This is a genomic window from Pseudomonas agarici (genome assembly GCF_001543125.1).
Classification (GTDB): domain Bacteria; phylum Pseudomonadota; class Gammaproteobacteria; order Pseudomonadales; family Pseudomonadaceae; genus Aquipseudomonas; species Aquipseudomonas agarici.
Genome location: NZ_CP014135.1, coordinates 1764062 through 1786590 on the forward strand (window position 1 = coordinate 1764062; position 22529 = coordinate 1786590).

General features: G+C 59.0%; 15 protein-coding genes. 7 read left to right on the forward strand and 8 right to left on the reverse strand.

Annotated features, from left to right (window positions below; translation table 11 throughout):
* Nucleotides 1–155 precede the first annotated feature (155 nt).
* The 5 genes from AWM79_RS07755 to AWM79_RS07775 form a co-directional block, all read right to left on the reverse strand.
* A complete protein-coding gene (locus AWM79_RS07755; protein ID WP_060782548.1) occupies nucleotides 156–845 on the reverse strand; it encodes a fumarylacetoacetate hydrolase family protein in 690 nt (229 codons plus the stop codon).
* Between the two features lie 338 nt (nucleotides 846–1183).
* Entirely contained in the window at nucleotides 1184–1495 is a 312-nt protein-coding gene (locus AWM79_RS07760; RefSeq protein ID WP_060782549.1) for a hypothetical protein, read from the reverse strand.
* Nucleotides 1496–2188: 693 nt separating this feature from the next.
* Nucleotides 2189–2530: a hypothetical protein gene (locus AWM79_RS07765; RefSeq protein WP_060782550.1), complete on the reverse strand. Its 342-nt coding sequence runs from the start codon at nucleotides 2528–2530 to the stop codon at nucleotides 2189–2191.
* A 272-nt stretch (nucleotides 2531–2802) separates the two neighbouring features.
* Nucleotides 2803–8430 (reverse strand): membrane-targeted effector domain-containing toxin, encoded by a 5628-nt coding sequence (locus tag AWM79_RS07770; RefSeq protein ID WP_060782551.1) that lies wholly within the window; start codon nucleotides 8428–8430, stop codon nucleotides 2803–2805.
* Between the two features lie 243 nt (nucleotides 8431–8673).
* Nucleotides 8674–9789, reverse strand: coding sequence for an aKG-HExxH-type peptide beta-hydroxylase (locus tag AWM79_RS07775; protein ID WP_017133926.1), 1116 nt, complete (start codon nucleotides 9787–9789; stop codon nucleotides 8674–8676).
* Nucleotides 9790–10171: 382 nt separating this feature from the next.
* Here AWM79_RS07775 and lexA point away from each other — a divergent pair, with 382 nt between their 5' ends.
* The 6 genes from lexA (at nucleotide 10172) to AWM79_RS07805 (ending at nucleotide 18142) form a co-directional block, all read left to right on the forward strand.
* Entirely contained in the window at nucleotides 10172–10792 is a 621-nt protein-coding gene (gene lexA / locus AWM79_RS07780) for a transcriptional repressor LexA (RefSeq protein ID WP_060782552.1), read from the forward strand.
* A complete protein-coding gene (gene imuA, locus AWM79_RS07785) occupies nucleotides 10792–11409 on the forward strand; it encodes a translesion DNA synthesis-associated protein ImuA (protein WP_060782553.1) in 618 nt (205 codons plus the stop codon). Before lexA ends, imuA begins: the two co-directional genes overlap by 1 nt.
* Nucleotides 11410–11416: 7 nt before the next feature.
* On the forward strand, nucleotides 11417–12835 hold the full coding sequence (locus AWM79_RS07790; RefSeq protein WP_060782554.1) for a Y-family DNA polymerase: 1419 nt from the start codon (nucleotides 11417–11419) through the stop codon (nucleotides 12833–12835).
* Nucleotides 12832–15912 (forward strand): error-prone DNA polymerase, encoded by a 3081-nt coding sequence (locus AWM79_RS07795; protein ID WP_060782555.1) that lies wholly within the window; start codon nucleotides 12832–12834, stop codon nucleotides 15910–15912. The genes AWM79_RS07790 and AWM79_RS07795 overlap by 4 nt, the downstream gene beginning before the upstream one ends.
* 233 nt (nucleotides 15913–16145) lie before the next feature.
* Entirely contained in the window at nucleotides 16146–16844 is a 699-nt protein-coding gene (locus AWM79_RS07800) for a glutathione S-transferase N-terminal domain-containing protein (protein WP_017133920.1), read from the forward strand.
* Nucleotides 16845–17122: 278 nt separating this feature from the next.
* The gene (locus AWM79_RS07805; protein ID WP_017133919.1) at nucleotides 17123–18142 is read left to right on the forward strand and encodes a branched-chain amino acid aminotransferase; all 1020 of its coding nucleotides are present in this window, start codon (nucleotides 17123–17125) and stop codon (nucleotides 18140–18142) included.
* Between the two features lie 140 nt (nucleotides 18143–18282).
* Here AWM79_RS07805 and AWM79_RS07810 read toward each other — a convergent pair whose 3' ends face one another.
* Nucleotides 18283–19161: a LysR family transcriptional regulator gene (locus AWM79_RS07810; RefSeq protein ID WP_017133918.1), complete on the reverse strand. Its 879-nt coding sequence runs from the start codon at nucleotides 19159–19161 to the stop codon at nucleotides 18283–18285.
* A gap of 244 nt (nucleotides 19162–19405) precedes the next feature.
* On the opposite strand from AWM79_RS07810, the gene AWM79_RS07815 reads away from it, so the two are divergent.
* Nucleotides 19406–20719 carry an MFS transporter gene (locus AWM79_RS07815; RefSeq protein WP_017133917.1) on the forward strand — a complete coding sequence of 438 codons (1314 nt, stop codon included), beginning with the start codon at nucleotides 19406–19408 and terminating at the stop codon, nucleotides 20717–20719.
* A 776-nt stretch (nucleotides 20720–21495) separates the two neighbouring features.
* Here AWM79_RS07815 and AWM79_RS07820 read toward each other — a convergent pair.
* A complete protein-coding gene (locus AWM79_RS07820) occupies nucleotides 21496–21828 on the reverse strand; it encodes a hypothetical protein (RefSeq protein ID WP_060782556.1) in 333 nt (110 codons plus the stop codon).
* A 327-nt stretch (nucleotides 21829–22155) separates the two neighbouring features.
* Nucleotides 22156–22529 (reverse strand): RHS repeat-associated core domain-containing protein (locus AWM79_RS07825; RefSeq protein WP_244159625.1); only part of this gene is annotated, 374 nt, incomplete at its 5' end.

A 22529-nucleotide genomic window follows, 5' to 3' on the forward strand; every position in this document is an offset into this window, starting at 1 on the left:
GCCTGTGTGGTGAGTTCTATGAGTCAATTTCGGCGCCACCGGCCCCTGGCCGGCGTTGCTGTTTCTTGCCATAGCCAGGTTATGACTCGTCACCGCGCCTTGGCCATGAACGGGTGGCATCCGAACTTGAGCTAACGAACTCACCGTACAGGTCACTAGCCGATGGTCAACTCGAAGCTGGCGATGCCCTCGATTCCGGCGTTGACCCGGTCGCCTGGTAGCAACGGGCCGACGCCCGCCGGTGTGCCGGTGAAGATCAGGTCGCCAGGCTGCAGTCCGGCCGAGTGCGACACATGGCTGATCACATCGCGGACCGACCAGATCTGGTCCGTCAGGTCGCCGCGTTGGCGCTCGACATCGTTGACCTTTAGCCAGATGGCCCCGCTGTCTGGGTGCCCCAGTGCCGCGGCCCGGCGCAAGGCGGTGCAGGGTGCCGACTCGTCGAAGCCCTTGGCCCAGTCCCATGGCCGGCCAAGCTTCTTGGCCTGGGTCTGGATGTCCCTACGGGTCAGGTCGAGGCCGACGCCGTAGCCCCAGACATGGCGAAGAGCGTCGGCCGGATCGATTCCGGTACCGCCTTCACCGATGGCTACCACCAGTTCGATTTCGTGGTGCAAGTCCTGAGTCAGTGGCGGGTAAGTGATCACGCCAGTTGCCGGCACCACCGCATCGGCGGGTTTCATGAAAAAGAACGGCGGCTCGCGGTCAGGGTCATGGCCCATTTCCCGAGCATGTTCGGAGTAGTTGCGACCGACACAGAACACCCGCCGGATGGGAAAACGTGTCGACTCGCCTTCGACGGCCATGGAAGGGATGGGACGGGGGGTGAATACATAGTCGCTCATGCGGGTTTTCCTCGTGGAAGTCGGGCCGTGGGAGATTGGCCACGACTCAAGTGTGGGGCAGCAGGAGCGGCGTAAATTGGACAAATCCAACAAGCTTCTGGACTTTCCCAGGCAGTCATACTTCTGTGAGAGGCGCAAAGTGTGGCGGTAAAGGCGATATTGACTGAAGAGTTATGGCGATAAGGCGTTTGGTGGAACGCCGCCTCGCCGCGTTGAGCGGCGAAGCAGCTATCAACCCGATTGCCCCGGTTTGACTGATGCCGCGAATTTTCTGGTTTCAAGGGCACTTCGACCCCAGCATGGGTAAGCCCATTCGCCACAACATTCGGGGTGAGCGGCTAGGCGCTCTTCGCCAAGGTTTGGTGGAAAGCCCATTTGGCCTTCAGCGCTTGTAGGACGTCGCTTATGAAGTCCTTGTCCGCTGCCGCTTTCTTGCCAACGTAGCCCTGGCCGCGACGGTACATCTTGAGGCAGGCGAACAGTTCGGAGCGGGCCTGGGTAAAGGCGTGCTCGTCGGTGTAGGGTGAGCGGGCGTCGAGTCTTACATCCCCGGCCCGGTTAATCCAGAGGATATGATCGTCGTGGCTGTCTTTGCGCGAGGCGAATAGTCGAGCCAGTTCGTCGATAGTCGGTTGATTGTTCAGATTCATATTAAAGCCCCTTTGACCACTCGTTAATCTGGCTGGTTTACGTGTGCATCATTGCCAAGACGGCGAATTGCTGCGATGCCATGCACGGACAATCGTGTCCATGAAGCATGGCGCCGGCCCTGGGCGTGATTCATGTAGTGAGTGAAAAATAACACTACACAACGTTTCAACGAGACGAAGCGGCAGCGCAATCCTTGAACGGCGCCGACCACAGCAACGGGGTCAGCCACAAGCATTTTGAGGACGTTAGGCCGGTGCTTCTCGCCCGTTTGGACGATCACGACAGGTCAGCTTCATCAATCTGCCTTGTGGGCAGTACAGATCCGGAACAGCTCGACGGCTTGTCGAGCTTGTTGTAACAACCGCTTTTGCAACGCTCCCGATCAGGGAGACGAACTCATCATGCAAGTGCGGAAAGCAGGCGTCAATCATTTTGTAGTGAATATTTTTTAGTACTACATATTGCTGATCCAACACTTCTTGTAACACTGAAAAGGGACCAAATAGGCGAAATATGACCAGGCGGTCTTGGCTCTTCAGGAGGTACGTGCCGGTTGCGCCTTTTCCCAGAACTCATTGCGCCCTCCTGAAAACAGATCGGAAGGTGTAAAGCTTATTCAGGACGGGACAAAGTACGAAAAAAAGCCCGGCTGACAAGGCCGGGCTTTGGGTTGGATGTTGCGGTAAAGTCACTCATGCATGGCTTTCGATCAAACGGTCAGAGCCACCCTCGGCCAGACGATTTTCGATCAAACGATCGGAGCCACCTTCAGCCATGCGGTTTTCGATCAAACGATCGGAGCCACCTTCAGCCATGCGGTTTTCGATCAAGCGGTCGGAACCACCTTCGGCCATGCGGTTTTCGATCAAACGGTCGGAACCACCTTCGGCCATGCGGCTTTCGATCAGGCGATCCGACCCGCCTTCAGCAACGGCTTGCTGAGTGTGGTTAACCATGGGTTGGGCCGAGGATGCAGCAAAAACGTTGACTGCCAGTACCGAAAAAGCGAGGCCGAGGAAGAGTTGGCGTTTCATGGTGGTGTGCTCCGGGTGTTATGTGTTTGGTATGGAGCTAAGGTTACGCTGTTGGATTTTTAAGAGAACTTCATTGGGATGATGATCATCATCGATGACAATGATGGAGGCGCCGGCATAAGGAGCCTGCCGGCGGATCGGGAAAGAAATGAATAGCAAGGTGTCCGGGGCGCGCGGCGCAATCTCCGTATCGGCGATCAGACAGGCTATCTGTTCACCGCCCGGTCCCCCGGGCGGCTTGAGTCAGAGGCCAGTGGATCAGAGGGTGTGGATCAGAGATGGGTGGATTCGGCGACTCGCTCCAGTCCAACCTTTCTGATCAGCGCCTGGGTCAGTTCGTCGATACTGGCGAACAGTTGCGTCGCGCTGAACCCCCATCGCGGATGGACAATATAGAACTTGCCCGTGTCTCTGTCGGTGCGGATGATCGTCGTGGCCAGGGATCGATCCCTGGAACGATTGATCAGCACATGTCCTTGTGGAGCCGTGTCAACGGTGAACATGCCGGCACGGCTGAGTTGCGGATGGGTGTCGAGCCTGGGCTGACGCATGTAGGTGACATCGCTGAGTTCGACCACCTGTCTCATCCTGGCCTGCTTGAGCCCCCATATCAGGTCCTCGATGCTTCTGTACTTGACTCCACGAATGTCGCCGAACAGCGGGTCCTGGACATGAAACACCGCATAGGGGCTCCCTGCAGTGTCGGCAAGCTGGCTGCGTACCACCGGTATCTCCTTCGGGACCAGCAAGCGTGAGCTCTGAGGGTCGACCGGTCGGAAGACGACATTGTACTGATCGCCTTGTTGTTCGATCAGAAAATCCCCAGCCTGAGTCAGTAACCCTCTGTGAGGCTTCGGTACCTGTGGCAGCGCTTGGGGCGCGACGTTCACTTCCAGCTTGGCATCAGCTCGCACCCACTGAATATCCGGCCCATATATGCCATTGGTGAACTCTCCTGGATCACGCAGGACGCGCAGCGGCAAGGGTTGCCCGCCGATATCGACGGCCCGCAGGTTCACTGCTCCCAGTAGCTCGGCCAGGCCCGGCTCGCCGCGCACGGCAGCGGCGTGTGAGTCTTGGGTCAGGGCGATCCAGCGATGCGGGTCCTGTTGCAATTGGTCCGTATTGATGACCTGTCGGGCATAGTATTTCAGGGTGCTGGCCCGATTCGGGGTGTAGCTGCCCATGCCTTGGCGGTAGCTCGGGCCACAGTCGAGCGCCTGGACGCGAATGCCAAAACGCCGTGCCTGGCGAATCACCTCCTGCAGGGTATTTGGGCCGTGGTGATCGATCCCTTGAGCGATATCCTGCATCTCCAGCGTGTTCGTCAGGCGTTGGGACATGACGCCGGTGCGATGGAAGTCATCGAGATGGACTTGATCGAAGTCCCTCAGGAGGTTTTCCAGGTAAAGGGTCTTGACCCGGTGCTCCGTGGCGAGCGAGCGCATGTTGTCGATCAGGAGCTTGCGACCCGCCTTTGCCCGGTAGGCTGCACTGAGGACGATGCCGTTGCCGGTCTGGTAACCACGTTCGATTAGTTGTGCCGCCGTCCCTGCTTCCAGTAGGTCGGACGCCAGTGTCCGGGGAACAGAGGCCGGGCGCTCGGCGAAAAAAGACTGAGCGTCTTCAAGCAAGCGTTGCGAAACCTGATGAAGTTGACTCGCAGCCAGGCGCTCCGACGCCGAGGCATTCGGGACCCACCAATTGCGATCAAGCCGCCGACTGAACGTGCGAATCAGATCTTCGAGCGTACCGCGATGGATGGCTTCGATTTCATAGCGCATGGCACCGACCGAATCAGGCGCACCGCCTGCCAGGCGCCCTCTGGGCAAGGGCTGCCAGCGGTTGCCCACTTGCACGAGCTCGATGTCTTCCGCCCAGGCGTTCTCCCTAAGCACGTAGCGTTTGCCGGCCCGGGTGCCGGTGCGGTACCACTTGCCTTCCAGTTTCACATACTGGTCCATGCGTGGTGTGCGGTCCACGTACAGTCCGTCGCGCAGATAGTTCAGTTCCGGCGGCGTTCTGATTTCGTATTCCCGGAGGTCGGCGGCCAGGGACCGGAGCGATGTCGCCGTCGACGGCTCGGCGGCCAGAAGCAGTTGTCGGCTACCGTCCTGGCCGACTCGACTGGTCCTGACCAGGCGGGAAATCCGCGCCAGGGGCAATGGTCGGATTTGCCGCAACAGCGGCTTGAACGCTTGCAGCGGCAAGGGCGCTGCAGCGTCCAGCAGCGTCTGGATTAGCGCATCCGCTGCTTCCTGGTGGTGCCCAAGGGCAAGTGCCTGGCTGATGTTGGCCAAGCCATAGAGGCCTCTCATCAGGTAGACGGGCAAGCTGAGTGGCAAGGAGGCGACACCCAGAATGATCTCGAGGCCAAAGCGAAAGGCCACGTTGATCCAGTACCAGAGTGTTTCGCTATCTACCCGTTGGTTGCTGGCTCCGAAGTATTCCACGCTGCTGATCAGATGACGGGTCCTGGCCTCGTACAGCGTGGTGAACAGGTCGCCTTCGATGGGAAAGTAACGAACCTTGGGGAATTGACGTGCGAACAACTGGGCCGGATCCCACTGTTCGTTCCGGGCGGCCCGTGCAATGCAGTAGTTATTCCAATCTTGCTGGCGTAGCAGCGATTCGATTGCCGATGCGTTCGCCAGCTCGCGCCAGGCTTTGCCATCGTAGGCTTGTGGTGTGTAGAGCAGCAGGGTGTCGTTCGGCTTGTTGGTGCTGATGACCAGCACCTCATCGATGCTCACACCGTTGCGCGCTTGGTCCGTGCCGCCAAGCATCAGGTAGTTGACTTGGACTCGGTAGCCGTCCAGCAGTGGACGACGCTCTGGCGAAGGGTGTTCGAGCACGTGTTCGATGCGTCGGTAGCCGTGTTCCAGAGCACTGTCCTTGGCGTCGAGAAAGTCTGCGCTCAGGCGGGCGACATAGGCATGCAGCTTCATCCGCGCCCGTTCCCCTTCGACCCAGGCGGTGCGCAGCGACACCCGGTCCGAGCCCAGCAGTTTGTTCTCCAGCAGCGCCTTGTAGTGTCCGAGTGCGTTGACATTCCGCACGATAGCCTGCACTTCGCTGTTCGACAGACTGAGCGTGGTCCCTGTCGGGCCGCTGATTTCAGCCTTGAACTGGACCGTTTCGCCCAAACGCGTCCCCTTGATGTTCTCCAGCGCCAGGGCCGTCAACGACAGGCTTCTGGTGCGCACCCTATTGACCGGTGACTGGCTTTGCCAGGCGGGGCTCGGGTGGATGGTGTGGTGGGCGACATGTACCAGGATATTGTCAGGGTCGCTCGGCACTTGGGGATAGTGCTGTTGCAGGTGTGTCTTGAGCAGACCGGAGGTGTATGTCTTGAGGGCCGGCAGGTCGCCGAGCGACGCGGGAACCGGATCAACTTTCAGGGTGGGTCGCCATAAGGCGGCGAGGCGGGTTTGCTCGTCTGGGCTGATGGTGTTGATTCGCTTCAACAGGTCGCTGAACATCAGGTCGCGATTACGCCGCTGGAGAACCGGAAAGATATCCAACCGCTTGACCAGGCTAAGGGCATCGTTCAATTGTCGGGCGAACTCGCCGACATCGTTCTCCAGCCCCGTAGCGCCTCTAGCGAAGCGCCAGGTATCGGCGAAGTCCTGTTTCTGCCTGGCGAGCAATTCGTCCACCAGGATCTGGAAGGGATCGCCTTGTTCGCTCCGGTAGCTGAATACAGTCGCGTGCTCGGCAGCGTTCTTGGGGCTCCAGCCGCGTTGCCGCCGGGGCAGCAGATCGAGCAGCGATTGGCGCTCGGCCTCGTCATCCAGACGCTGGGCCAGGCTCTTTTTCAGGGCCTGCAGCGAAGCGAACTGCTCCAGACCACGGCCGATCTGGTAGAGCAATGCCGGGAGTTTGTAGATGTCCTCATCGGGGCTGCGGGTGATAACCAGACAACCTTCCAGCAACAGGTCGAGCGATTGCACGGCAATCCGATAGACGTGGATCGGCCCGCCCACGGGTTTTTTTTTCCGACGCAGGTCATGGGTGGGGTGTTCCAGCACCTGTTCCAGGTCCAGTCGGTTGCTTTCATCCACGCTCAGGTCCAGTTCGCGCAACTGCGCTTCCAGGCGAATCTGGGTCCGCAAGTTTTCCCGCAGCAACGGGGCGGCGCTGGCCCAGAAACCGTCCACTTGCTCGGTAAGGCGCGTGTCGAAGCCCAGGCCTGCATCATTCAAGGTTTTACCGAAGCGTGCGAGGTCCAGGCCGGCCAGTTGTTGTTCGTTGTAGGCGGCGGTTGCACTGGCGTAGAAGCCGCTCGTGGCCGGGTTGAAGGTTTGGGGATTGCCGGCCAGGTGGTGGCTGAAGACCTCCGTCAACGTGCGCGACTGCTTGACTGCGCGATAACGGACCTGCTCGCCGCGTTCGCCGGTGTCCGACAGAGGCCAGTAAAGGCTTTCCTCATAGGTATTGAGGAAGATCGCATCGGGATCTTTCGAGGCGGCCAGGGGAAAGTCATGCGCCAGTTGCCGGCCCAGGAGCAGGGCCGCGAACCAGTGGAAATTGGGTTGCTGTTGCGCCAGCAACAGGGTGCGCTCATTGGTGGCGGCCAGAGCATCGAAGGTCTCCCGCTGGCTTTGGGCAAGGGGGTCGGGGGCAGTGAAGTTGCTGGGTGAGTCCTGCTGGTAGCCGTTGCCATTGGAAAGACGTTTTGAGGGTTCCAAGAGAGAGAGTCCTAGCAAGGCGCCTAGATGAGCGCGTGAAAGAGGAGGATGCTGGCGTAGCAGGCGTTGGATGGCCTGGCGATCCGTCAGGCCGAGTCGGTTGCGTAGGGTGTCGGGTAGCGTCGCCAGGGCTGCCAGCAGGTCGGGCACTGACTCTGCCACCGCACTGTCGGGGGTATGCAGGGCGAAACGGCCGTTGTGCCGAAGGATGAGATGGAGCTGTTCTGCCCATGGGTCGCCGACGCTGGCCAGCAACGCGCCGTCCGGCACGTGTTCGCGCAGTTCCAGGCGTACCCCGCTTGGCGGCCAATTCGCCAGGGTGGCGAGGCTGTGTAGCACCAGTCGGTGGGTGTCGTCGTTATGCTGTCGGCTTTCCAGGAAGAGACCTTCGTAAGCCTGGTTCAAGCGTTCTTCCTGAAGATACCAGTGGGCATCCCGTGCTTGGCTCTCGCTCATTTCGCCCCCGGAGAGTTTCAGCGACTGAAGGTCATGCTTGCTCGAATTAGCGAGCAATTCGTTGGCCATCGCTCGGGAAAGCCGGGGCATTCGGCTACGCAACAGATTCACCAGCGGATCATGCGATTGCTGCCTGAAAACATGAAGGTTGTCGAACAGGCCTTTGCGGTGCGAGGACAGTTGCACGGCGGCCTTGTGCCTGAGCACCGCTAACTGGGTATCGAGGGTGGAATACTGCCCGCCCAGCAGTGAGACCTTTTGGGCCGGGCTCATGTGTTGCAGGACGCTGCTCCACAAGCTGCCATCGAGCACCGCGGCCCGTTTGACACGCACTCTCGGCAGACTCGGCGAGAGGTCGGGACCGTACTCGGCTGCCACCGAATCGTCGGGCGGGTCATACACTTGCAACACGCTTGTCGCGGGCCAGATCAGTTCCAGGCCGAGCAGTTGCAACTGCCAGGACAGGGTCGTCAGCTCGGATACAGGGGCAGAGGCATGACTCAGCGCATCGATGAAGCGCTGAATCTCCTGCTCCAGTTCGAAGCGCAGCCGAGTGTCGAGCAATGGCGCCGGCACCTGCCGGGCCTCGCTGTAGGCAGTACGCAAGGCGGGGGTATCGATGCCGCTAACCAAGCGAATTTGCCGGGCGGTCTCGTCGGGCAGATCGCTGAGAAAATGCTCGATGGCGTGTTCTAGCGATACCGACGCGACGGCGTCCGCCGGGGGATCGCTTGAGGTGATCGGGGAGCTCATGTTACAGGTCCTTGTCGTGGCGTGATGGCTATCATTCAACGCGTAACTCAAGGGCGATGAGCGGTAATTAATGCTGCAGGCGAGGATATTCAAAGAGCTAACGGTCCTCGTCGAGAGACACCTGCTACGGATTAATTGTTTGTAAAACAATGATATGGCGATCATCTGGGACGATGGCCGCGACGGCGTGATCAGCGCAGGGCTGGCGCCGGACGACTGGCCGATGAAGGTCATGGACATGGCTCATATGGAAACCATCCTGGCCTCCACTCCAATGTGCTGCCGCTCCATCGCCCGCACCTCTTCGGCCAGGTTATCCAACAGGATGCGGCCGTGACGGGTGAAGTCGCGGCTGCTGGCCAGTTCCGGCAAAGCTTCGCCGAGGCCGCGCAGACTGAACATCAGATGCTCTTGGGCCCGTTGCATTTCACTGGCCGGGCGTTGGCGCACGCGTTCCAGGTACTTGGCCCGCATCAGTTGGGCGAAGAACGCCTGGAAATACTCGGACAGGCCACACGGTCGGTTTGACCAGGGCAGGAAATACAGGCGCGGCGTGGTGATCTGTGGGTCGATCAGCGGACTGATTTCCTCGATGTAATAAAGCAGTTGATGGGCGGTTTCACGGATCAGCGACTCTTCGACATCGAGAAGCGAATGGTCCTTGGCCGACAGTAGGATGGTGCCGCTGTAGCGGGCGGCCGAACCCCTGCGGAAGGTGCCGTCCGGCAGGTAACAGATCAGCTTGACCAGATGGCGAAACTGCGCGTGGCAGCCGGGCCAGGTCATGGCGATACGAGACAGGGCTACATTCACCACATCACTGAAAAAATGAATGGAGTAACCGCAGTCTTCGAGGCGCTGGCGGGTGGCGAGGTCTTGCGCAAAGTCGTAGCAGGGCGCGAGCACCTCGGCGATCAGTGGGTCGATATCGAACTGCCGAATAGGTGGGCGATGGGTATATGAATGTTCGGTGGCTGCACGGGCGATCCGTCGCAGGATATCCGGCAATTCCTGGAGGCTGCGTTGCAAGGACGAAAGATCATCACGCAAACCACCGAGCACCTCATGAGTAAGGTGCAGGACCCGGCGAGCCCAGATCTGGAACACCGATTCATTGATGATCTCCCGCCGTTGGGCACCCGGCAGCAGGATCAGGTTCGCGGTACTGGCAAAGAACTCGTCGAGTTCGGCTGTACTCGGAAATAGACGATAAGCCTTGGCATATAGGGCGGCGAGGGTGGTGTAGCGATCCTGGCTTATCTGGTCCAGCAGACGATAGAAACGGTCCGGTGTCGAGTCGGGTAGGAATGTATTGTGCTCGAACAGGTCGTCAAGTTGGGCGGTATGGAGTGAGGGCATGATACTGGACCTTTTTATGCAAGTTTCCGTTCTGTGGGTAAAGTCCATTTACAGGTCTTTGTTCACTGTTTCATGGTATATTGTGTAGGAATTTTATTATTGATTGAAACGCTCACGCTATAACGATCAGGTTTTGTTTTTCAATATTCATGATTGTTTTTTCAGTGTTATTTTTATTTTAAAGTCCGAGAAATTACTTGCATGTTTTGGGTTGCGAGATAGTTCTGTAGGCATATTCTGTTATTGTTGTTTGTGTTTATTCGGCAGGCGAAGTGACAGAGTACTTTTCTCCTGGGGAATCACAGGGCGAAGGACACTGGTCAAGGGGCGCGACAGGGTATCGATTAGTGGCTCTTGTCAGGAGAGTCCTACAGGAGTACAAATGTACTCCATGAGCATTTTAAGTCCTCGCCGTTCCGCTATCCTGACCTTTATCCGCGAGCGTATCGCGGAAAACGGCCAGCCTCCGAGCCTTGCCGAGATTGCCGAGGCCTTTGGCTTTGCCTCGCGTAGCGTGGCGCGCAAGCATGTGGTGGCGCTGGCCGAAGCCGGCTTTATCGAGGTCAACGCCCACCAGGCACGGGGTATCCGCCTGCTGAACCAGCCCGCGCGCCCGGCCTTGCTGGAAATCCCGGTGCTGGGACGGGTGGCAGCCGGCCTGCCGATCGATGTTGACGCCGAGGTCCACAGCCGCTTGTGGCTCGATCCGGGGCTGTTTTCCCGGACTCCGGATTTCCTCTTACGGGTACAGGGTGATTCGATGATCGGCGACGGCATCCTCGATGGCGACCTGGTGGCGGTGCGGCGCAATGTCGAAGTACGCAACGGCCAGATCGTCGTGGCCCGGCTTGATGGCGAAGTCACTATCAAGCGTTTCGAGCGCACGGCAACTGGCATTCGCTTGTTGGCCCGCAACCCGGCTTATGCGCCCATCGTTGTCGACCCAGAACACCAGGAACTGGCCATCGAAGGCGTGTTCTGCGGCTTGGTGAGGCAAGCCTGATGGGCGCCGTGGTTGCGCTGGACACGCTGCTGGACGAGCGTCGGGTCTGGAAGGGCCGACCGGCGGCGCAGGTCCCGAGCCTGCAAACGACCGGGCATGCCGCGCTGGACGCGGTATTGCCCGGTGGCGGCTGGCCGGAATCGGCATTGATGGAAATCCTGATCGCCGGCGAGGGCGTGGGTGAATTGCAACTGGTCTGGCCGACCCTGGCGCGGCTGTCGGCGCGAGGCGAGCGCATTGTCCTGGTGGCACCGCCCCATGTGCCCTATCCTCAAGCGTGGTTGAGCGCAGGCGTGGACCTGCGGCAGTTGTCGGTGATCCAGGCACCCCCACGGGATGCCTTGTGGGCGGCTGAGCAGTGCCTGCGTTCCGGCAGTTGTGGGGCGGTCCTGTGTTGGCCGCAACAGGTCGATGACCGCGCCTTGCGCCGCTTGCAGGTGGCCGCGCAAACCGGTCAGACCCTGGCGTTTGCCTACCGCTCGCTAGCGGCGGCGATCAACCCGTCGCCAGCGGCCCTGCGGATTGCCATTGATGGCCGGCCTGCACAATTGCGGGTGCTCAAGTGCCGTGGCGGCCTGGCTCATGCGGCACCGATCGCCTTCAGTGCCGGGTATTGAGGTTGATATGCGTTGGGTCTGCATCGTATTTCCGCAATTGGCCTTGGACAGTGTGTTGCGCCGGACCGCCGAGCCCGATGCGCCGTTGGCGCTGCTGACCGGCTCGCCGCAACGGCGCATCGTACAGGCGGTGAACGCCTCGGCCCGAGCCTTGGGCCTGCGTCCCGGACAATCGCTGACCGCCGCCCATGCCCTGACTAAAGCCTTTGCCAGCGCTGAATACGACCCCGTCGAAATCGAGCAGTGGCAACAGTTTCTTGCCGCCTGGGCCTATCGCTTCAGCTCCCAGGTCAGCCTGCGCTATCCGCGTGCCTTGCTGTTCGAAATCGAATCCAGCCTGGACCTGTTCGGACCCTGGCCGCAGTTGGAAGTGCGCTTGCGCCAGGAACTGACTGAACTGGGGTTTCGTCACCGGATCGTGGTCGCGCCCCATCCGGCGGCGGCGCGAGTCCTGGCCAATGCCTACGATGGCCTCGCCCTGGCGGACACCGCCGCCTTGCGCCAAGCCCTGGGGGCGATGCCGATCGAGCGGATCGGGCTGGCGAAGGAGACGGCCACGGCCCTGTCGCGCATGGGGCTGCGGACCTTGGATCAGGTTCTGGCCTTGCCTCGGCACAGCTTGGCCCGGCGTTTCGATGCGGCGTTGCTCAAGCATCTCGACACCCTGCTAGGCGAGCGGCCACTGGCCTTGACGTTCTACCTACCGCCAGATCGCTTTGCGGCGCGAATCGAGCTGAATTTCGACGTGACCTCGCACCAGGCACTGCTGTTTCCCTTGCGTCGCCTGACCAGCGATTTGGCGGCGTTTCTCAGTGGTCGTGACAGCGGCGTGCAGCGCTTCGAACTGATCCTGGAACATACCGGGGTGGCGGACACGCGGATCAAGGTCGGCCTGCTGAGTGCCGAACGCGATCCGGCGATGCTGTTCGAACTGGCTCGCGGACGGCTGGAACAAGTCCAGGTCGAGTCGCCGGTACGCGGCTTTCGCCTGGAGGCCGAGGACTTGCCGGCGTTTGTTCCCCAGCACCGCCAATTGTTCGACGAACGCCCGCATCAATCCTTGCCCTGGGAGCAATTGCGCGAACGCCTGCGTGCCCGGCTCGGCGACGAAGCGGTGCAGGGCCTGCGCTTTCAGGCCGATCACCGTCCCGAGTGCGCCTGGCAGCCGCTGTCGGCGACTACGCCGGGTCCGTTGGCCGTGGCCGGACCGCTGCGCCCCGGCTGGCTGCTCAAGGAGCCGCTGCCACTGCCCGAGCAGGCAGCAAAGGTCCTGCTCGGGCCGGAGCGGATCGAGTCGGGATGGTGGGATGGCGCGGATGTGCGCCGTGACTATTATCGAGTCCAAACTCCTGCCGGTCGGCACGCCTGGGCTTATCGCCCCGTGGGGGAAAGTGGCCCGTTGCTGCTGCAGGGCTGGTTCGCATGAGTGGCGAATACGCCGAATTGCATTGCTTGTCGAACTTCACGTTCCAGCGTGGTGCTTCCAGTGCCCAGGAGCTGTTCGAGCGAGCCAAGGAGCAAGGTTATCAGGCCCTGGCGATCACCGACGAATGCACCCTGGCCGGGATAGTTCGGGCCTGGCAGGCCGCACAGGCGTGCGACCTGCCGCTGATCATCGGCAGTGAACTGCAGATCGACAACGGTCCTCGGGTGGTGCTGCTGGTGGAAAACCTGCTGGGTTACCAGGCCCTGTGCCGACTGATCACCCAGGCGCGGCGTCGCGCTGAAAAAGGCTGTTATCGCGTGCTACCGACAGATTTCGAACAGGCGTTGCCGGGATTGCTGGCATTGTGGCTGCCCGGACAGGACATCGCCCAAACCGATGGTCGCTGGCTACGCGAGCGTTTTCCCGAGCGCCTGTGGCTGGCCGTGGAACTGCATTGTGGCCAGGACGATGACCGGTATCTGACGCGCCTGCTGGATAGGGCCGCCGAGCTGGCGATTCCCGCCGTGGCCTGCGGCGATGTGCACATGCATGTGCGGGCCCGCCGCGCCCTGCAAGACACCATGACCGCCATTCGTCTGCATACCCGAGTCGCCGAAGCCGGGCAGCAGTTGTATGCCAATGGCGAGCGCCATCTGCGCAGCCTTGAGGTCTTGCGGGGCATTTATCCGTCGACTCTGCTGACCGAAACCCAGGTCATTGCTCGACGTTGCAGCTTCGATCTCGGTCAATTGCGCTACCAGTATCCCCGTGAACTGGTGCCGCAAGGACAGACTCCGACCACCTGGCTGCGTCACCTGACGGAAGAGGGCATCCGCCGCCGTTGGCCCGAGGGGATTGGCGAGCAGGCCCGAGAGCTGATCGAAAAAGAGCTGAAGCTGATCGCCGAGCTGGACTACGACAGTTATTTCCTGACGGTGCAGGATATCGTCCGCTTCGCCCGCGACCAGGGCATTCTCTGCCAGGGGCGCGGATCGGCGGCGAACTCGGTGGTGTGTTATGCCCTGGGCGTCACCGAACTGAACCCGGATCGCACCAACCTGCTGTTCGAGCGCTTTCTGTCTCGCGAGCGCAACGAGCCGCCGGATATCGATGTCGATTTCGAGCACGACCGCCGTGAAGAGGTGCTGCAATACGTGTTCCGACGTTATGGCCGGGACCGCGCGGCCTTGACCGCGGTGGTCAGCACCTATCATAGCGCGGGGGCGGTGCGCGATGTGGCCAAGGCGCTGGGATTGGCGCCAGACCAGGTCAATGCCCTGGCCGATGCCTGCGGCCATTGGAGCGATGAGCCGCCGCCGCCCGAGCGTCTGCGTGAAAACGGTTTTGATCCCGACAGCCCGGTGTTGCGCCGGGTGCTGGAGTTGACCCGGCAACTGATCGGCTTCCCCCGGCATCTGTCCCAGCATCCGGGCGGTTTCGTGATTTGCGAACAACCGCTGGACACCCTGGTGCCGGTGGAAAACGCGACCATGGCCGAACGCACGATTATCCAGTGGGACAAGGACGACCTGGACAAGGTCGGCTTGCTCAAGGTCGATGTCCTGTCCCTGGGCATGCTCAGCGCATTGCGTCGCTGTTTTGACCTGGTGCAGCAGTACCGTGGTGGTCCGCGCTGGACCTTGGCGAGCATTCCCGCGGATGACGGGCCGACCTATGAAATGATCGGTCGGGCCGACACCATCGGCGTGTTCCAGATCGAGTCGCGGGCACAAATGTCGATGCTGCCACGGCTCAAGCCGAAGAATTTCTACGACCTGGTGATCGAAGTGGCGATTGTCCGACCGGGGCCGATCCAGGGCGGCATGGTCCATCCGTACCTGCGTCGGCGCGACAAGGAGGAGCCCGAGACCTACCCGTCGCCGGAGCTTGAGGAAGTCCTCAAGCGCACCCTGGGGGTGCCGCTGTTCCAGGAGCAAGTGATGCAGATCGCCGTGGTGGCGGCGAACTACACCCCGGGCGAAGCCGATCAGTTGCGCCGCTCCATGGCCGCCTGGAAGCGGCATGGCGGGCTTGAGCCGCATCGCCTGCGGCTGGCCGAGGGGATGGCAAAAAACGGCTATCCGGCGGAATTCGCCGCGCAGATCTTCGAGCAGATCAAGGGCTTTGGCAGCTACGGTTTTCCCGAGTCCCATGCTGCCAGCTTTGCCTTGCTGACCTATGCCAGTTGTTGGCTGAAATGCCATGAGCCGGCGGCCTTCGCCTGTGCGCTGATCAACAGTTGGCCGATGGGTTTTTACAGCCCGGACCAGATCCTCCAGGATGCCCGTCGTCACCAATTGCAGATCCGTCCGGTGGATGTCCGTACCAGTTGCTGGGATTGCAGCATGGAGCCCGCTGAAGGCGCGCAGCCGGCGCTACGCCTGGGCTTGCGGATGATTCGCGGGTTTCGCGAGGAGGATGCCCAGCGCATCGAAGTGGCTCGCAGCCTGGGGGCCTTCAAAGATATCGCCGATCTTGGCGAGCGAGCCCGGCTCGATGTCCGCGCCCAGGAATTGCTGGCGGACGCTGGCGCCTTGCGTGGCCTGGCGGGCAACCGTTACCGGGCGCGTTGGGAAGTGGCTGGGGTCGAGGTGCAATTGGGCTTGTTCGCTGGATTGTCGAGGGGCGCCGAAAGTCCGGTGGCCTTGCCGTGCCCGAGTGTCGGCGAAGACCTGCAGGCGGATTACGCCAGCCTTGGAACCACCCTCGGTCCACATCCCTTGGCGCTGTTGCGTGGGCAATTGCAAGCCATGCGCTGTCGCAGTTCACGGGAGCTGCTGGCGGTCGAGCATGGGCGCCCGGTGAGCATCGTTGGCCTGGTCATCGGGCGCCAGCGCCCGAGCACGGCTGGCGGTGTGACCTTCGTCACTCTCGAAGATGAGTTCGGCAATGTCAACGTAGTGGTCTGGCGTGACCTGGCCGAGCGGCAACGGCAGGTGCTGGTGGGTTCACAGCTATTGAAAGTGGACGGACGCCTGGAAACCGAAGGCGAAGTGCGCAATGTGATTGCCGGACGCTTGAGCGACCTGAGTCCGATGCTGATGGACATTACCGTGCGCAGCCGGGACTTCCGCTGAGGCCTGACGCACAGTCTCGCTCTTTGGGTTTGCACGTTGCCTCGTCGGACGCTTTGATGCGCAACGGCTTGCCGGAAATACCCTCGAAAAACAGGCGTTTATTGTTTATGGGGCAAGAGTGTCGCGTCAAACAAGGTGAGCACACTCGTTGGCTGTGCCTATAATCAGGGCCCCGGACGGGTGGCTTGTGCTGACCCGTTGCCGCATTCACTGTCGCTTACTGGAAGCCTCCCATGACCGCTCTTTCGTCGTTTGCCATCACGCAAAAATGGCCTGCTCAACGTCCAGACTGTCTCCAGTTGTATTCGTTGCCGACGCCCAACGGTGTCAAAGTGTCGATCCTGCTCGAAGAGCTGGGCCTGCCTTACGAACCGCATCTGGTGAGTTTTTCCAGCAATGACCAGTTGAGCGCGGCATTTCTGTCGTTGAATCCCAACAACAAGATCCCCGCGATCGTCGATCCGAACGGTCCCGGTGGCCAGCCGCTGGCATTGTTCGAGTCCGGCGCGATTCTGATCTACCTCGCCGAGAAGACCGGGCGGTTCATGTCCCAGGATCCGGCCAGTCGCTACGAAACTATCCAATGGCTGATGTTCCAGATGGCCGGGATCGGGCCGATGTTCGGTCAGGTCGGTTTCTTCAACAAGTTTGCCGGCAAGGAGTACGAGGACAAACGCCCACGCGACCGTTACGTCGCTGAAAGCAAGCGCCTGCTGGCGGTGCTCGACCAACGTCTGGAGAGCCGTCGCTGGATCATGGGTGACGACTACAGCATCGCCGATATCGCCACCTTTCCATGGGTCCGCAATCTGATTGGCTTCTACGAGGCCGGCGACCTGGTGGGTATTCAGGACTTCACTCATGTTACCCGTGCGCTGGAGCAATTCCTCGCCCGGCCGGCGGTGGTGAAAGGCCTGACCATTCCGGGTTGATCCGCTTGTTCCCTCGACTTTCGCGCTGGCGCCGCTTGCGGCCCGGCGCTCGATCATCAGGAAATCCTCATGTAGTCGCCCCAGGGATACGTAGGATAGGACCTTGAAGACAGGGCTTGAGGCCAGCTCCCTGCCAGTGCGGAGCGCGCATAAACGCACGTAGGACAGGCTGTCGTTCAGGCTGCGATTTCCTGTCCGAATAGAGTATTGTGTTTACCTGCGAAAAAAATGTCATAAGCCTGGGATATCCAGGTGGTTATCAGACGATTGAGGGTGCCATGGGTCAGGAAAGCATTAACTGGGACAAGTTGGGTTTCGATTACATCAAAACCGACAAGCGCTATCTGTCGTACTTCCGTGACGGCGAGTGGGACAACGGTTCGCTGAGCGAAGACAATGTCCTGCACATCAGCGAAGGTTCGACCGCGCTGCATTACGGCCAGCAATGTTTCGAAGGCCTGAAAGCCTACCGTTGCAAAGATGGTTCGATCAACCTGTTCCGGCCTGACCAGAACGCCGCGCGTATGCAGCGCAGTTGTGCCCGCCTACTGATGCCGGCGCCATCGACCGAAGCTTTTATCGAAGCCTGCAGGCAGGTGATCAAGGCTAACGAGCGTTTCATTCCTCCCTACGGTACCGGGGGTGCCCTGTACCTGCGTCCGTTCGTGATCGGCGTGGGCGATAATATCGGCGTGCGTACCGCTCCGGAGTTCATTTTCTCGGTGTTTTGTGTCCCGGTAGGTGCTTACTTCAAGGGCGGCATGAAGCCGCACAACTTCGTGATTTCCAGCTATGACCGCGCGGCACCCGAAGGTACCGGCGCGGCCAAGGTCGGTGGCAACTACGCAGCCAGCCTGATGCCGGGTGCCGAAGCCAAGAAGCGCGGCTTTGCCGACAGCATCTACCTGGACCCGTTGACTCATTCGAAGATCGAGGAAGTGGGTTCCGCCAACTTCTTCGGCATCACGACCCACAATGAATTCGTCACGCCAAAATCGCCTTCGGTGCTGCCAGGTATTACTCGCCTGTCGTTGATCGAACTGGCGCAGTCGCGTCTGGGCTTGAAGGTGGTCGAAGGTGATGTGCAGATCGACAGGCTCTCCGACTTTATCGAAGCCGGGGCCTGCGGGACTGCTGCGGTGATCACGCCAATCGGTGGCATCGAGTACAACGGCAAGCTGCATGTGTTCCACAGCGAGACCGAGGTCGGGCCAGTGACCCAGCGTCTGTACAAGGAACTGACGAGCGTGCAGACCGGTGATATCGAGGCGCCGAAGGGTTGGATCGTCAAGGTCTGATCGGCTGGCACGAGTAGCCTGTATGGAAGGCCTGGAATGAGTGATCATCCCAGGCCTTTTGTTTAATCGACGGTTGGCAGGCAGACCCCGATTCTCGATCAGCACGTTGGTCTGGTTTGATCGCTCCCACGGCACCTTAATCAGGCAAACCGTCCCACCATAAATTCGATAAAACTGCTCAACTTCGGCGTCATATGTTTATCCGGCAGATAAACCAGGTGCAGCGGCCGGTCCAGCGTTTCATGGTCCGGCAACAGGTGAACCAGGCGCCCATCCTTCAAGGCCTCCTGCACCAGCGTCTGTGGTAGCAAGACAATCCCGATACCTTCCAGCGCCGCATTCATCAAGGCGATGCCGTTATTGGCCGAGAGCTGTCCGTGGACGCGGATATTCTCGCTGCTCACTCCGCGAAATGACCACTCGCGCTGGGGAGTGGCCCGCAGGAACACCAGGCAGTTATGTTGCTGCAGATCCGCCGGTACCTGTGGCGTGCCATGGGCCGCCAGATACGCAGGTGAGGCGCAGGCGATCCGACGGTTCCTGTTGAGCAGGCGTGCAACCAATCCGCTGCTGGGCAACTCACCGTAGCGAAATACCACATCGAAACCGTCTTCCACCAGGTCCACCACGCGATCATTGAATTGCAGTTCGATATCCACTTCCGGGTAGGTCTTGAGGTAAGCGGCAAGCGCTGGCATCAGCCGGTCCGAGGCCAGGGTCGCCGAGGCGCTGACCCGTAGCCTGCCCCGAGGATGGGCACGCTGTTCGCGGGCGATCAATTCGGCCTGTTCCAACTGCCCGAGAATTACTAGGCACTGGGTGTAATAGCCCTGGCCGATCTCGGTCAGGCTCTGCCGGCGGGTGGTGCGATGCAAGAGGCGGGTGCCCAGATGTTTCTCCAGGCCCTGGATATGGTTGCCGACCATGGTCGAGGAGATGCCGATGGACTGCGCCGCCGCGCTGAAGCTGCCGTGATCCACCACTTTGACGAAGACTTTCATGCTTGCCAGGACGTCCATTGACAACCTTTGATTGGGAGTGATCCAAGAAAGCGCTAGTTTATCAAGCCAGGTTATGGGATCACCATGAGCAGCGACATAAACTGAACCCGCGCTGACTGTTGTACTGGCACAGGTCAGCCATGCGTCCTCAGTGTTATTGGCAAAAAGCTATGATCCGTTCTGTGCAACGGGTTTCGGGGGGTGTGCGATCAGCGGGTTATTGGGGATTTTCAGGCCGCGCCTATCGCGTCAGGTCAGTGGCATGTTGGCGATTCTGATCTCCATTGCCCTGGCATCGCTGGATACCGCCATCGCCAACACGGCATTACCGGCCATCGCCACCAGCCTGCACGCCACACCGGCTGCCTCGGTGTGGATCATCAATGCCTACCAACTGTCGGCAGTCGCGACCATCCTGGCTTTCGCTTCGTTGGGCGGGGTGCTTGGGCATCGCAAGGTCTATCTGTTCGGCCTGATATTGTTCACGGTATCCTCGGCGCTGTGCGCGATGTCGACCACCTTGACTCAATTGACCTTGGCCCGTGTCCTCCAGGGGGTGGGCGCGAGTGCGGTCATGAGCGTCAACGCCGCGCTAATCTTCAGCCTGTTCCCGCCGGAAAAGCTTGGTAAGGGCATGGGCCTCAATGCCTTGGTGGTGGGCATGTCGTTCGCCGCCGGGCCGACCGTGGCTTCGCTGATCCTCTCGGTAGCCGATTGGCCGTGGTTGTTCGGGGTGAATATTCCCATCGGCCTGCTCGCCCTGGCCATGGCCATTCCTTCGTTGCCCTATACGCCGCCCAACGGCCAGCGCTTTGCCTGGGTCACCGCGGGTCTGAGCATCGTCACTTTCGGCTCGTTGATCTATGCACTGGGGGAGGGCGCGCAGTTTGCCGGTGCGCTGCCGATCTGCCTGGCGTTGCTGGTGTGTATCAGCGCCGGTTTCCTGATGATCCGCCGCGAGGCTGGGCATCCGGCGCCAATGTTCCCCATCGACTTGCTCAGGCGGCCAATGTTTGCGCTCTCGGCGGTAACGGCCTTCTGCTCCTTCGCTACCCAGAGCCTGGCGTTTGTTTCGTTGCCGTTCTTTTTCGAAACGATACTGGGCCGTGACCCGATACAGACCGGTTATCTGATGACACCGTGGTCGGTAGTGGTGGCGCTGATCGCACCGTTGGCCGGACGTTTGTCGGACCGCTACCCGCCGGGGCTACTGGGCGGTATCGGTTTGGGAGTGTTGTCCCTGGGCATGCTGTCATTGGCTTTACTGCCGAAGGACCCGAGTGCGCTGGATATCGGTATTCGCATGATGATCTGTGGCCTGGGTTTTGGTTTCTTCCAGTCGCCGAATCAGAAGGCTTTGATGACCAGCGCACCGCGTGAACGCAGCAGCGGCGCCAGTGGCATCATAGCCACTGCCCGGCTGATCGGACAGTCGACCGGAGCTGCGTTGGTGGCGTTGAGCTTCGGTCTGTCGAGCACACAGGGGCCGATCCTGGCGCTGTATATCGGCGCCGGTTTTGCCGCCGCGGCCTGCGTGGCCAGCTTCTCCCGCTTGGTGGCGCGCAACGAGGTTTGATTCATCGAGTATGGTGAATGGCCACCTGTGTCGGTTCGCTGTGTAGCGGGCCGCCACACTCTGACGCCATCAGCGCGTCGGTGGTGATCTTGGCAATTAGATGTCCCACTATCTAAAAAACTGTCCTCTTTGCCGTTTCTTGCCGTTTCTTCCTTTTTTTATATGTTTTTTACAGCTCCAAGAAATCATCATATTCGCGGTAGTGATTTATGAAGTTTATAATGGACTGAGGGTCAGGTGAATCTGTTTTTTCTGATGAGTTCAAATATTGCCTGCAAGGTTTGGGGATCTAGCCATGTCCCATTTTTCTCTCTAGCGTATAAAAATTGTAGCTTTTTCTTGTCTTTTCCTATTTTTTCCGAGGATGGTAAATTGCAATATTAAATGCCATTTTTTATGGCTCTTCCAATTTCTACAGGCGTAGAGTCTATAGGGAGTGATATGGCTCTGTCCTCAAATATAGTTTCCCATGCGTTGATGTTAAAGTTGTCGAATGGAATGATAAAAATTGATTCATGCTGAAAATCTTTTACAGCCGCAACCAAGCGGCTATTTTTCATCAAAAAAGGATGTGCTACGCTGATGTTCCACAGATGAAAATAAATCTGTCCAATTTTTCTCAGGTATATTAGCTAGTTAGCTGTTAAGTAAATGCGATTCAAATCTGTCTCATTTTTGCCGGGTTGAAAGAGACAAAAACCCTGCAGTTAAAACAGCAGGACTGGGTGACTTTTATCCTTGACTTGAGATCGACTAATGGGTGTCCTTTTCTATTATCAGTTTTTTATGAGCATCATAAGGATACCATTTAGTTTTATCTCATATGTTTCATGCCATTTTTCCATAGAAAAATCTTGTATTTTGTATGAATCGTTACTGTCGTTGTGACATATAATACAATGCATCATCCCCATGACAAACCAAACTAGGAACTCCTTGAGTTCGATTGACGGTTTAGGAGCAGATTTTTTTAGAGCTTCCTCTATGTCGATTATCAGTTTGCTGAACAAAATTTCATTAAAATTTTTCTCTTCGAATAGCTCAAAACAAAATGTCCCTTCAATGAGGTCATTTTTATTTTTTAGGATTTCGCTCTCTAGTGCATTCATAAAATTTAGCCCTTGGATTCGTCAGCAACCTGGCCCTGTTCTTTTGGCTGCTTTGGTAGATTTTGCTGTGTTGTACGTTCCGTAAAAATTAAACACCCCTTTTGATGAGTTTTTCGATGAAAATGTTTCTATGTGATCTTTGTGCATACCATCCATATAGTAGTAGTCCCCCGTTTTAAATTTAATGTTATCAACTGTCGTTTTGCCCGCCACCTTAAATATCTGTTGGCCTTGATATGTTTTTCCTGTTCTTGAGGATACGTGTTCCAGTATTTCACCTAATGGGGTACCGCTAATAGGATTATTGGTTAGCCCTAGTGGATCAATCTATCCCGCCGTATTCGGCGCATATTGGTACAGATTGACCCCACCAGCGAGTCCAATCGGATCCGGCGTGGTAAACCGCCCCACATTCGGATCATAGAACCGAAAGGTGTTGTAGTGCAGCGTCGTCTCGCGGTCCAGGTGCTGCCCCTGAAAGCGCAGGTTCTGCTCTTCGATATAGTACGGTTCGCGCACTTCTTCCAGGGTATTGCCCCAGACCTTGTAGCGCGCCTGCCATACCCGGGTGCCATCGGCCTCCGTCAGTTGCTCGGGCAAGCCGTTGGGGTCGGTGTGGTAGTGGCGGATTTTCTGTACGTCGCCGAGGCCATCGACTCGCGCCAGTGGTTCATAACCTTCGTCGACATACAGGTAGAGGC